This is a genomic window from uncultured Methanobrevibacter sp., from assembly GCF_902801725.1.
Taxonomy (GTDB): Archaea; Methanobacteriota; Methanobacteria; order Methanobacteriales; family Methanobacteriaceae; genus Methanocatella.
Genome location: NZ_CADCJB010000042.1, coordinates 1 through 13,533, shown reverse-complemented (window position 1 = coordinate 13,533; position 13,533 = coordinate 1). Strand labels below are relative to the sequence as shown.

Genomic DNA, 13,533 nt, shown 5'->3' with positions numbered 1-13,533 from the left:
CATAACTAACAGCCTGGCAACATTCAACATTCAAAAACCTAATGCAGGCACATACAACACCAACATAACATACGGCGGAGACAGCAACTACCTGGCCGCACAGGTTGCCGTTCAATTCAGCGTAAGTAAAGAACCTACAGAGATTATTGTTGCAAGCAATAGTTTTGACCTTAAGGTTCTTGATGAAGTTGCTGCAGGTGCATCTCTGACTCCTGATAACGCTGGTCAGTTGACATATACTTCAAGCAATGGGAATATTGCTTTTGTTGAAAATGGCAAAATCAAGGCGGTCGGCGCAGGTACTGCAACCATTACTGTCAGTTTCGCAGGCAATGATAATTATGCTGCTGCAGAAAGTAAATCAATTACTGTTACAGTTGCTTTAAATGACGCCAGTGTTGCTGCTGTTGATATGAACATGAATTTAGGCGATACTCAGAGCATTAGTTATACAACCACTCCTGACGGTTTGAATGTTACTTTTACTGCCGATAATTCAAGTGTCGTCAGTGTCAGTGCCGACGGCATTGTTACTGCCTTGAAAGCAGGTGTTGGCAAGATTACCCTCAGCGTTGGTGACGGCAGTATCTATGCTTTAAATTCAACTGTCGTTACCGTTAATGTAGAAAAATCAGATGTCGTCATGACAATATCTGGCGAGGACATCATATACGGTGAGAATGCAATAATCACAGCAACAATGTCAATCGACGGCACACTAACAGTCAGCATAAACAACCAAAACATAGACCTTGAAATAACAAACGGAACAGGACAAATTGCAGTTCCAAACCTGCCGGCAGGAACATACATCGCAAATGCACAATTTGCCGGAAATTCCAACTACAACCCTGCAAACGCAACAACAACAATCACAGTCGGTAAAAAAACACCAACAATAACAGCAACGGCAACCGTAACCGGACAAAACGTCCTGATAACAGTCACCGTCCCAAATGACGCAACAGGAACAGTCACAGCAACAGTTGCCGGAACAAACTACAACGCAAACATAAACAACGGAAAGGCAACATTCAACCTGAAAAACATGAATCCAGGCACATACCCTGCCACAATAACATACAACGGAAACAACAACTACAACACTGCACAAACCAACACATCATTTACAATAAACAAAAAAACACCAACAGTGACTGCAACAGCAACCGTAACCGGACAAAACGTCCTGATAACAGTCACCACCCCAAATGACGCAACAGGAACAGTCACAGCAATAGTGGATGGCAAAAACTACAACGCAAACATAAACAACGGAAAGGCAACATTCAACCTGACTAACATGAATCCTGGAACCTATGACGCAACAGTCAGCTACCCTGGAGACAATAATTACCTTGCCGCTCAAAATACTACCTCATTTACCGTAAAATCCAGCAAAAAGACATTTGCAGACATCACTTCACTCATCAACAGTGCAAGTGCAGGAGACGTAATCAATCTCGCAGGCACATATTACGGTTCAGGATCTATCATAAATGTAAACAAGGCGGTTTCAATTGTCGGTTCAGAAAATACCGTTCTGGATGCCGGCGGCCTTTCAGGAATCATGACAGTATCATCCAACAACGTTAAAATCAGCAATATCAAATTCGTGAACGGAAGACTCAATTCAAACGGCGGAGCGATAAACTGGATTGGAAGCAACGGAATACTATCCAACTGTACATTCGAAAACTGTTCTGCAAACAACGGAGGTGCAGTATACTGGAACTCAAATGACGGACAGATATTGAATTCAAAATTCATCAACTCACGTGCTAAAAGCGGAGGTGCAGTATATGTCAGCGGAAACAATGAAGTGGTAGCTGCATCATCAATATTTAAAAACAATGCTGAAATACTGAACGCACCGGCATACGGCAGCAAATTATCCAACTGTATATTCGAAGACTGTTCAGCAGATAACGGAGGATCAGTATACTGGAATGCTAAAAACGGAGTAATCGAAGAAACATCATTCGACAGCTCCAGAGCATCTGCAAACGGAGGTGCGGTATACTGGAACTCAAATGACGGACAGATATTGGATTCAGAGTTCACCAATTCACGTGCTAAAAACGGAGGGGCTGTATATGTCAGCGGAAACAATGAAGTGGTAGTTGTATCATCAATATTTGAAAACAACAATGCGGAAGTACTGAACGGAGCTGTATATGGAGGTAAGACAAAACTATGTTCATTTAAAAACAATACAGATTCACAGATTAATACAAGAACAATTCTTTCATTGAATGAAACTGCAATATACATCGGAAACAGCATTTCAATAACTACACTCGTTTTAAACCAGCAGAAAGGAGGACTTGCAAGAGGTACAGTCAATCTCTTCATCAACTCCAAGTTGGTTGCTGCAATAGATGCCAATGACGGATTCATATTCACACCATCCGAAATTGGAGTATATGAAGTCACAGCTGTATTCAACGAGAATTCCGAACACCACAACAGTTCAGATACCGCCACATTTTCAGCAATCCCAATTGAAATTCCGGAAGAGATAAGCACAAGCACTGAAGGGGTCTTCACTCTTGAATTCCCGGATGACGCAGAAGGAACACTCACAGTGTTCATCGACGGAACACGATATCAGGTATATAATATAGTCGGAGGAATACTTAATATCGATTTGACACAATTTAAAGGAAAACACGTAATCACATTCGAATATGGAGGGGACAAAAACTATCCTGCATTCACAAAGGATGTAAACGTCACAGTCCAGACCAACCCGTCAATATCAGCACGGAACGTGAATGTCCAGTACCTTGCAAATCAGAAATACACCATAAAAGTATTCAAGAACAAGGGAATTCCTGCAGCATCCACATGGGTAGTAATAAAACTAAACAACAAGGCATTCAAAAAATTAAAGACAAACAAAAACGGAATTGTCACATTTGTCGTAAACCAAAAGCCTGGAACATACAAGCTGAAAATAACCTCACTTAGAAAAACAGTGCAAAGGACAGTTAAAGTAAAACACGTTGTGACACTTAAATCAACAACACTTAAGAAATCCGCCAGAAAGCTAACCTTGCAGGCAACATTGGCTAAAGTAAAAGGCAAATACCTAATAAAGAAAACAATCACCTTTAGAATCAATGGTAAGAAGGTTGCAACTGCCAAAACAAACAAAAGAGGTATTGCAAAAATTACCATTAGAAATCCTACCTGGCTTAAAAAACTCAAGGTTGGCAAAAAGGTAACCTATCAGGCAACATACCTGAAGGATACCGTTAAAAAAACCACTAAAATGAGAAAATAAGGAATTACCAACTCCTTATTTTTTCCCTTATTTTTTTTAAAGAATATATACTATTTTTTACAAACACATTACCATCATTGTAAAAAAGAGAGACATATATGAAAATGAAAATAATTTTAGCCTGCACTTTACTTCTTCTTGCGATAGCTTCAGTCAGTGCAGCCGAAAATATGACATCATATTCACTGGAAGAGACCCAAGAACCAGCAATTGGAGATGGTGAAATCAAACTGATTGAGGATAATGACTATGATGTAAACATACCCAAGGAAATCTCTTCAGACTGGATCAGCACAGTTGAAGTGAAGAACATGCCGCAGGATGCAGGCGGCAACATCAGCATTTCAATCGACAGTGAGGAAAAATACAACAGAGAAGTTTCCGTAGGCATTAATTCCCTGCTTATCAATGACCTGCATCTGGATTACGGAACTTCACATGACGTTCTTGTCAACTATTCGGGAGACAGCAAATATATGGGATTTAGCAAATCAGGAGTAATGAACCCTGCAATATACGTAAACGTTCCGGAATATGCTATTGACGGCGCCTCAATGACAGTCACATTCAACAAAAATTTAAACGGCAACATCAAGGTACTGATTGATGAAAACATTGTCTACAATCAGCCATGCTCCAAGGGAAATGTCAAAATCAGCCTGGACAAGTATTCGCCAAGCACTCATACATACGAAGTGATTTACCAGAAGGCATCTACAAGAATCAGCGAAAAGGGATTTTTCACAAGAAGCAAATTTTACTTTGAAGTCATGACAATGAACGGCAATGAAATCAAATACGGCGACAATGTAACTTTTGAAATATATATGCTGAAAAATGTTGCCGGAACCGCCAAGTTCAAGGGAAAGACCTACACATTCAAGAGAAATTCAGACAAATGCGTTAAGCTGGATGTCTCAAGGTTTGACATCGGAGACAATATCGTAGAATTTGAAAGCACATACAAAGGCATTACACAGAAAATTTCATATCACATCATAACCATCCCGAAAATTACCATGCCAACCAGATTATGGACAAATGGAAGCTACGAACTGATATTTAAAGCATCAAAAGACTTCAACGGTGATTTAATATGCACAGGTATGGTGAACGGCATATTCAATGTTGCAAACGGCAGCGCCGCCATTCCAATTCCAAAGATGAATCCTGGAAAGTACAAGTTAAGAGTATCCTATGAAAACTACAGCTGGAAATTTACCCCTAAAGTATTAAACGAAACACCTGCCATTAAAATTGACATCAACTATCCCGAACATCTGTATCCATGGTCAAATGATCCCGATTACTGGGACTTATACCATGACGACTATATCATAAGTGTAGACTCCAACTATGACCTTCCGAAAACAACCACTGTCATTCACGACAATGTCAAAAAGGAATATTCCGGCTCAACCATACTTACAGAATATCCAAAAACCAATGAAAAAGGAAACCACACAATAACAGTAATCTATTCAGGAGATTCAATCATAAAATCGGCCAACAAAACAGTCACATATGAGGTGACCGACTATCTATGCACAATTCAGGATGCAGGCATTGTTAAGGTAAGCATTCCGGGAACCGAGTCCGGAAGCATAACCGTCAATGTGGACGGAAAGAAATATGCAACCAAACAGATCAAATCAACAGACAAAAACTGGATAACACATGAATTCCTCCTGAACAACATGCAATACGATAAAAAATATAATGTTGAAGTGATTGTCAATACAAAAAACATAAAATTCTCAAAAAGCGAAAACATAAACCTTACATATCCTATTGAAATATATACCCGCGATAATTTTGAATATACTGATTTGAATGAAAAAGTGATTGAGTTCATCATGCCAAAAGACATCAAATCAAAGGCAACAGTCAGTATTGACGGTAAGAACTACAAATATGACAAAATCGAAGACTACCTTGTGGAAGCGCAGTATGGCTGGAATTATGTTCCTCCGAATTACATGGGATATGCAGTGACTATTTACGGGCTGAAACCGGGGGTGCACACTGCTGTTGTAACATATCCAGGAGACAGCAAATACCCTTCAAAATCAGTGAACAGAACCTTCAATGTCACTTCAAGCATTGAACAGACAAATTATTTTTACTCCTTCGGCTCAAAAATCGACCTCAAGCTGGTGCTTCCAAAAGATGCCACAGGCAATCTGAGCGCTGAAATCAGATATGCCGGCGAAGATGAATACAAATTATTCAGGACAGTTGCTGTAAAGAACGGCACAGCAATCCTAAGACTTCCTTCAGATAAAATCGGAAAATATGATTTTAAATCATACTACCGGGGCAACTACCTTGTTGAAGACTACTCGGATGACATCAAAATAGAACCCGAGATGGTCATGCCTGAAAAAATGCATTTTGGAGACGACAGGGAAATCAGAGCCCATGTTGAAAACACAAGCAACACCAAGATGATAATATACATTTCAGGAGACACCTCACCACTAATACCTATTGCAGAAGTCAGACTCAATGAGACAAATGTGGTGAAAATAAGTGATCTCAACGACAAAATCAAGGAATTCTACACAATCAACTATAAAACAACAGGAGAATCCTCAGTTTATATTCAAACAAGCATCTATTCCAAAGACCTTGAATTTAAAAACTATGCCAAAACCTCCGTAAACTTCCTAAACAAGATTGTGGGACCAAACAACATCAACATGCATTACGGAAATGCGAAATACATCAACTTGAAGATATATGACGTCTACGGCAGGCCGGTTGGAAAGAATGAAGTCGTGAAAATCACAATCGGAAGATTCACATTCAACGCCAAAACCAATGAAAACGGTGCGGTCAAATTCAAAATCCCAGCAAATATCGTTCCGAATACATACAAGATTACAGCAAAATACAAAAGCGCCTCAAAAACCACAACCCTCAAAGTAAATCAAATTTTGAGCCTAAGCACAGTAAAGATTAAAAAGTCCGCCAAAAAACTTGTGATTACAGCAAAGATGAAAAACAAAAAGGCAATGAATGCAAAAATTGTCACATTCAAGTTTGCTGGAAAAACAATAAAGGCAAAAACCAACAAATACGGAATTGCAAAGGCCATCTTCAAATCAAATGTCCTCAAAAAGCTTAGAGTCGGAAATAAAATAACCTACACAGCAACATACGCCAAAGACACCGTCAAAAAGACCGTAAGAATTGGAAAATAGGGTTTCATTCCTATCTTTTCCTTTTTTATTGCCCAAAAAAGCAAACATTATATTACCCTTGAAACATATATCAAATTATGTTTAGAAAAAAATATATTGCATTTCTTTTAGTTTTTCTAATCCTGATAATTACGATGGGAGCGGTCAGTGCAGATGACAATGCTACCCCCCATCAAACATTCGACAACGTAACAAAATTAATTGAAAATGCCCAAGAAGATAGTGAAATAACCCTTGACGGGGAATATGTAAGCGAAGGCAGTGAAATTGAAGTTACAAAGAATCTGAACTTTACAGGTAAAAACAATGCCGTTCTTGACGGGAATGAAAAATCATCAATAATATCAAGCCAAAAGAATCTTGTCTTTAAGGATATAACTTTCAAAAATGCGTTCAGCAACAAAAAACATGCCATACAGGCATACAACCTAACATTCATCAACTGTACTTTCATAAACAACAAAATCGGCATGAAAACTTCCAATATAGATGCAGACGAAATGAGTGCTATAAACTGTACATTCAAAAACAATGAAGCAGACAGAATAATCACAACCATCGGGATAATCCTGGAAAACAGCAAATTCGAAAATAACAATGCAGAATATATTGTCGATGCTGACCACGGTCAATTCATAAGCAGCAAATTCATCAACAACACAAATGCATTCGCCATATACATGGACTCAGCTTTTATTTCAGACTGTGAATTCATATCAAACAAAGTAGGAATAAATACATATTCTTACACTGGTCACTTCAATATCGGAAATTCCAGATTCAATAAAAACAGATATGGAATTTATATAGACACATTTTATGCAGAATTGAAACTTGACAACTGCAGCTTTGCCGAAAACAGCAACATCGCAGTATATACTCTCAGCAGCACAGAAGTTACAAATACAAACTTCACATCCAACAGATATGCATTCAAATCATACACCTCTGCAGAGGAACCCTATGAAATCCCTGTTGCGAATAAGGCAAACTTTACAAATTGCCTGTTCAAATCAAATACTGGAGGAGCAATAGTCACCGACAACACCATGACAATCAAAAATACCGTTTTTGACGCAAACAAAGGCACAATGGCCGGTGCAATATTCAGCAGAAACAAAGACCGAGGAAATACAATCACAATTACCGATTCAACATTTACAAACAACAATGCAGATTATGCAGGTGCAATCAAGACTGAAGGAAGCGTCGTTAAAATCAGCACAACAACATTTGAAAACAACACCCCCGCAAGCATCATAGCCACAAGCGTCAATGCATACACCATGGAAGACGAAAACTACAAAGTCATGGGAAAAATTACAATCAATTCAAAGACATACACCAGAAGCGTCAACCTAAATGACGAGCTAAAACCGATCACAATTGCAAAGGTTACAACAAAGCCGATAACAACTTCATACTATTCCGGAGCCAAACTCAACATCAAATTAGTTAATGCATTTACAAAGCAACCTATAAAATATTCTGTAATAACCATAAAGGCATTTACCGGCAAAAAATACAAATATTATGAGGTTAGAACAAACAAGAATGGAATTGCTTCATTCAGTGCATCTGTCCTTAATGCAGGAACCCACAAAATTGAAATCACATCTGATTTTGGTGTGTGCAACATTCCAAAAACTACCACAACAGCCAAGATTATAAAGGCCAAAACCATAACAAAAGCTCCGAAAGTGGTTGGAAAATACAAGAAATCCAAGCTATTCAAGGTTTCTGTAAAAAACAAGGCAAGCAAAAAAGCTGCCAAATATGTAGTTTTAAATCTTAAAATCGGCAAAAAAGTATACAAAATCAAAACCAACGCAAAAGGCATAGCTAAATTCAACATCAAAAATGTAGGCTATGGAAAACACAGCGTTGCAATCACATCAGCAAACACAAACTACATAGTTTCAGCAAGAAGTACAATCACCATAAGATAGGGATTTTTTAAAATCTCTATTTTTTCTTATTTTTTAAGATAAATAACTTATTAAAACTATTTTTTAAAACAAACTTATTTTTACTCTAATTAATGAATAATAAGTTCATACAATCATTAAAACGATGCAAGTAAGCACTTACACTCGAAAAGCTTTATATAACTCATGAATCAATACTATAATTGTCTAAAATTAATAATTTTAGATGACTCCAAAAATAAATTTAAAATATGAACTACGGGATTAGGATTATCATCAAAAAAATAAGCTTTGCTGCCCCCAACAGCATTGTTCAACTCCCAACATGAATAATTCTAATCCGTTATCCACCCGAAACACGAAGATATCTCACTAAATTGTCAAAGATAATATGATTGATATTACGGGCAAACACGGGTTCAAATGAACTAAACGCATAAGGAATAAAAATTCCTTATTTTTTCTCCCTTTTTTTAAAAGATCCTCATTTACATGATAAGATACTTTTCCATATTTTATAAAATGTTGATAATTGCAACAATCAAAAGAATTCAAAAAAAAATTCGAAGCTACGGCAGTGCAACTTCGAACTTCAAGGTTTTTTCACGACTTGTTAATCAGTCATTATTATATAACTATTTCATGACATATAAATTAGGTGGTTGCACAAAAACCGAAAAATTGTAAAAAATCAATGGAAAACCGAAAAACATTATATAAGATTAAATTGATAATATACAACTAATGATTAAAATAGACAAAAAAGAACTAATATTCATTGGAGTGATAATTATCGTTGTTGCTGCAATAGCCGCTTTCACTGCAGCTCCAGGCAATGCAAAAGACACCGAGATTTCCATTCTCGGAGACGGCGTTGTTGGTGATAATGGTACTGTCTATATCAAATTGACCAATGGTGAAAAGGCAGCTTTAAGCGGTAAAACGCTCCATGTTAAAATTACCGGGAAAAACGACAAAGTTGTATATGACAATTCAATAAAGACTCATGCAACTGGAGTAGGAATCGTCAAACTGAAAAATATGAGTTCTGGAGATTACAAAATCACAGTAACCTTTGACGGTGATGCAAACAATACTGCGAAAAGCGTTTCACAAAAGCTAAAAGTCAAGTCAGGTTACGTTCAAGAAGATGTAGACAACAGCACTCTATTTACACCTGCTGAACTGGCTGAAATCGAAAGAACCGAATCAGATTCAGCATCATCAGACGTATCTTCATCAGATTCATACTCAGACTCAAATTCATACAGTAATTCAGATTCACAGTCATCCGATGACACCAGTTCAAGCAGTGATGAAGGTGACGGCGGTTTGATTGATGAAAACGGTAATGAAGTTGAGGAAGTAATTGATGAAGACGGACACGTCGTGAATTCACCGGAAACGTAGCAAATTAAAAAAAAAATAAAGTTCATTGAAACTTTATTTTAAATTCTTTTTTTTAAAAAACAATTATAATTTAAAGCCTGTGCCGATATACTGGGCAACATCACGGCCAGTATTATCTGAAATATCCACATTAACTATTGAGGATGTTCTTCCGCTTTTTCTGCAGGTTGCACGTGCAATCAGCTTATCACCTTTAGGAGCTGATAGATAATGTATATCCACCTGTTGGGCAACAGTCGGTTGATGTATCTGATTTGAGAGTACTGCAAAAGCAAAATCGGCAAGCGTGAATATTACACCACCCATAACACTTTCGTAAGCGTTTTTGTGATTGTCGTTTACCTCCAAAGAGCAGATTGCCTCGGTTTCTGAGATTTCATCCAAAACGATTCCGGTATCAACTGCAAATTTATCCTTGTAAAAAAATTCTCTTGCGCTTTCAATGTTGTCGAAATTAGCCATTTATTTCACCAAGTATCATATATAGTTCATGAAATACTTATAGTTTTTGAACACATATTCAATGGCGGGAGAGATATGGAATAAGCCATACTACAACAATGGATATGAGGCAGGATATGATAACGCTTGGAGGATAGAACAGATACCCCACAACCATTCCAGCCCCTACAATGACCAATGTGGAAATGAACTGGAAATTGTTGTTCAATGCCAGCACAAGAGCAATGTTTGCCGGATCAACTCTCTTCAGAGCGTTGGCAGTCAGGATGGATATCAGTGCCACAACAATGAAGTCAATACCGTAGCATGCCTGTGCCACAAAGGAATAAAAGTTATGAGAAACAAAGAAGGACAGATACGGAATCAATGACAAAACGAACATTGATGCTGCTGTCAACCAAATAACCTTATAATCTATCCTATTAACTATGCCGAACAGGTTATTGTTATAGTTCCAATAGTTAAAGCAAACTATGAAGCTAACCACATAGGCAAAAAACTCCAATTTCAAATCAAATAAAGCCTGCCAGGACCCGTTGAAAGCCATACCTATCTCAAGCACAAGGACTGTTAAAATTATTGCCACAATGGCATCGAAGAGAGCCTCAAATCTCTCGCTGTTTTCAACTTCCGATTTTGTAAATAATGCGATGAAAAACCAGTATAGCGTTGCAAGAATACATGAAATGTATACTCCCTGAGTATATACTGTATAGGTCATCACATAACCTGTCAGAATGAAGAGTATAGGAATGTAACGCTTGAAATCAGTCAGGTCAATCTTTTTGAGCTCTTCATTGTATGGATTTGCACGGATGATCAGGTAGGTCGAGAGGTTGTAGCAGATGTTTGTCGCCAAAAACAGCAGCCCGAACATTGTCTGGGCAGGAATTGAATTGGGATAAAGGGATACCCATGATGCAAAATACGGAACAAGAGAAATAATGAATATCAAAACTCCGTAAACCAGTACAACCCGATTGTTTATCTCGTCAACCATCATAAAGAGATTATGGTCATTATACCATGTATTGAATATAATCAGAAAGCAGACGGCATATGTCATATAACTTCTGTTCAGCATCAAAACGGAACCCCATGTTGCATCTGCCGGCTGGGACAGCTTCAGGACGAGAACTGTAATGATGATTGCAAGAATTGCATCAAGAAATGTTTCAAACCTGTTGGTCTTCATGTTTAAGTATTCTGTTTTTCATGATAGATATATCTTAATAATTTTCCCTATCAAAATGCTTGATTTTACGATGAAAGTAATACCTATGCATCATGAAAAGTACAATAATTATTACTCGAACAATTAAGAATATAAGGTTTGCATGCAACATATAACACAAATCAGCTATCCATGTATATCACTTGAAATAAAAACACCCAAGTCTGCATCAGACAAGTACCTTGAATGACTCCCACAGGAGATAGACCGCCCCGGCAATTATAAGGACGGCAAATATTTTAGGAAAGTATTCTGCCTTTGAAAGCATCCTTTCCATATTGATTCTAGACAATGCAAAGCCCAGAACAAACAGGGTCAGACCAAACCCGGCACAATACAAAATCAGATTCAGCACAGCATACATTGCGCTGTTTGAGCTTACAAGCAAAGTTATAATAGAAATCAAATATGCCCCATAGCATGGAGCCCATGAAATTGATGTTATAAGACCCAATGCAAATGATCCTGCAAATCCGTCGCTGCTTTTGGGCAACTTCACGGCAAAATTAAATGAATAGCCAGTAAGCATCAGGATTCCTATAGCCAAAAGCAAAATCGCAGCCAGTATCCTGACGTAAAACATGTAGCTAAAGATTAAAGAGGTAAAAAAGCCGGTCAATACAATTATGAGCGCAAAAACACTTATGAATCCCAATATGAATGAGAATATTTCGCCTTTTGATTTGCTTTTCAGGCCAAATGCGACAAATATCGGAATTATCGGAAGGATGCATGGAGACAATATAGAAATTACTCCAGTAAAAAAAGAAACAAAGGGGAGGATTTCCATTCTAAATCTCCTTCAATTCCTTAAGGAAATCGTTGCTGTTCACATAGCCTTCAATTTTATGAATCTCCTTTCCGGAAGGGTCTAAAAATACCATAGTCGGAGTTCCGAAAACATTATGCTTTTTGGCAACGTCAGGATTCTTGTTGATATCCACCAAAAGAACAATGTACTTTCCATTCAGTTCCTTTTGAACATCCCCATTGCTTAAAACATCCTTTTTCAGCATGTCGCAGTATGCGCAGCTGTCCTGATCAAAAATCATGACCACTGTTTTATTTTCACTTTGTGACGCTTTCAATGCTCCATCAACATCAGTTGTAATGTTCAAGCCCTGAATTTTAGAATCATCATAATCAAGAGCACAAACGGCTGATGTCATTGCAACAAAACAGATTGCCATAACAATCAAAAATTTCTTCATGGTAAGACTTTTAAAGTAAGCATTAATAAAATTTTTGAAATATCCTCCATGACAAATGGAATCACTGCTGAAAATCGCAAGTTCCAAATAGAAAAAAATATCATCGCAAGACACCGAAAAATCAGGAAAAAGCAGTTATATGCACTTTTGATAAGTATTGAAAGCGGTATCGGTGCAGGTGCAAGCTCTTTAATTTCTATAAGTATTATTGGTGCTGAAGACCATGAACGCACAAATAATATCTGTCTTCATGCGATGTTATTAGGAGGAATATTATCTATTATCCCTGCAATTTTAGTCTTATTTTATTTGAAACCTATTTTAATATTTGTAGGAGCCGGAGATGTTCTTAGTTATGCAATGGATTATTGTCACATAATGTTTTTATTCCTATTTGCCATTATATTCTCAAATATTGAATCATCTTTCTTTAGAGCCGAAGGTAATGCAAAAAGAGCAACACGGGCAGTATTTTTAAGTGCCTTTTTAAATGTAATATTAGCCTATATTTATTTATACCTTAAATTTAGGAATGAAAGGTGCTGCACTATCAACAGTAGACATTACTGCTACAGTTAGTATTTGCATATTTATTCTGTTTTATTTTTAGATGGGGTATAAATGGAATATATGCAGGTATAATATTTGGAACTGCCATAGGTTCATTAATTGGATACATATGGGCTAAACTATTTATTATAAACAAATTAGAAAAAAAACACATTAAATCTGTTCATGAAATTATTGACCATATAGGAAAAAAATAAAAATGGTCGTAGGTAAAAGTATTTTT

9 protein-coding genes are annotated in these 13,533 nt (G+C 37.3%); 5 read left to right on the top strand and 4 right to left on the bottom strand.

Going from position 1 to position 13,533, the window contains the following annotated elements:
* The 4 genes from QZV68_RS08760 to QZV68_RS08745 all read left to right on the top strand — a co-directional run.
* Positions 1–3,289: Ig-like domain repeat protein (locus tag QZV68_RS08760; protein WP_296880614.1), on the top strand; the 3,289-nt coding region annotated here is incomplete at its 5' end.
* Between the two features lie 98 nt (positions 3,290–3,387).
* On the top strand, positions 3,388–6,495 hold the full coding sequence (locus QZV68_RS08755) for a hypothetical protein (RefSeq protein ID WP_296880612.1): 3,108 nt from the start codon (positions 3,388–3,390) through the stop codon (positions 6,493–6,495).
* A 134-nt stretch (positions 6,496–6,629) separates the two neighbouring features.
* Positions 6,630–8,444, top strand: coding sequence for a right-handed parallel beta-helix repeat-containing protein (locus tag QZV68_RS08750; RefSeq protein ID WP_296880610.1), 1,815 nt, complete (start codon positions 6,630–6,632; stop codon positions 8,442–8,444).
* 723 nt (positions 8,445–9,167) lie between these two features.
* Positions 9,168–9,833, top strand: coding sequence for a hypothetical protein (locus tag QZV68_RS08745; RefSeq protein WP_296880609.1), 666 nt, complete (start codon positions 9,168–9,170; stop codon positions 9,831–9,833).
* Positions 9,834–9,896: 63 nt separating this feature from the next.
* Here the strand turns inward: QZV68_RS08745 and QZV68_RS08740 are convergent, their stop codons facing one another.
* From QZV68_RS08740 to QZV68_RS08725, 4 genes are all read right to left on the bottom strand, one after another.
* On the bottom strand, positions 9,897–10,295 hold the full coding sequence (locus tag QZV68_RS08740; RefSeq protein ID WP_296880607.1) for a PaaI family thioesterase: 399 nt from the start codon (positions 10,293–10,295) through the stop codon (positions 9,897–9,899).
* Positions 10,296–10,353: 58 nt separating this feature from the next.
* A complete protein-coding gene (locus QZV68_RS08735) occupies positions 10,354–11,490 on the bottom strand; it encodes a TMEM175 family protein (protein WP_296880601.1) in 1,137 nt (378 codons plus the stop codon).
* 208 nt (positions 11,491–11,698) lie between these two features.
* On the bottom strand, positions 11,699–12,319 hold the full coding sequence (locus QZV68_RS08730) for a cytochrome c biogenesis CcdA family protein (protein WP_296880598.1): 621 nt from the start codon (positions 12,317–12,319) through the stop codon (positions 11,699–11,701).
* A gap of 1 nt (position 12,320) precedes the next feature.
* Positions 12,321–12,719 (bottom strand): thioredoxin family protein, encoded by a 399-nt coding sequence (locus QZV68_RS08725; RefSeq protein WP_296880595.1) that lies wholly within the window; start codon positions 12,717–12,719, stop codon positions 12,321–12,323.
* Positions 12,720–12,788: 69 nt separating this feature from the next.
* Here QZV68_RS08725 and QZV68_RS08720 point away from each other — a divergent pair, with 69 nt between their 5' ends.
* Positions 12,789–13,319, top strand: a complete 531-nt coding sequence (locus QZV68_RS08720) for an MATE family efflux transporter (RefSeq protein WP_296880593.1) — start codon at positions 12,789–12,791, stop codon at positions 13,317–13,319.
* Positions 13,320–13,533 lie beyond the last annotated feature (214 nt).

Excerpts from the sequence above, each read along its gene's own strand:
- QZV68_RS08755 (WP_296880612.1), top strand. The coding sequence starts at position 3,388 with ATGAAAATGAAAATAATTTTAGCCTGCACTTTACTTCTTCTTGCGATA.
- QZV68_RS08745 (WP_296880609.1), top strand. The coding sequence starts at position 9,168 with ATGATTAAAATAGACAAAAAAGAACTAATATTCATTGGAGTGATAATT.
- QZV68_RS08740 (WP_296880607.1), bottom strand. The coding sequence starts at position 10,295 with ATGGCTAATTTCGACAACATTGAAAGCGCAAGAGAATTTTTTTACAAG.
- QZV68_RS08725 (WP_296880595.1), bottom strand. The coding sequence starts at position 12,719 with ATGGCAATCTGTTTTGTTGCAATGACATCAGCCGTTTGTGCTCTTGAT.
- QZV68_RS08730 (WP_296880598.1), bottom strand. The coding sequence starts at position 12,319 with ATGGAAATCCTCCCCTTTGTTTCTTTTTTTACTGGAGTAATTTCTATA.
- QZV68_RS08750 (WP_296880610.1), top strand. The coding sequence starts at position 6,630 with ATGGGAGCGGTCAGTGCAGATGACAATGCTACCCCCCATCAAACATTC.
- QZV68_RS08735 (WP_296880601.1), bottom strand. The coding sequence starts at position 11,490 with ATGAAGACCAACAGGTTTGAAACATTTCTTGATGCAATTCTTGCAATC.
- QZV68_RS08720 (WP_296880593.1), top strand. The coding sequence starts at position 12,789 with ATGACAAATGGAATCACTGCTGAAAATCGCAAGTTCCAAATAGAAAAA.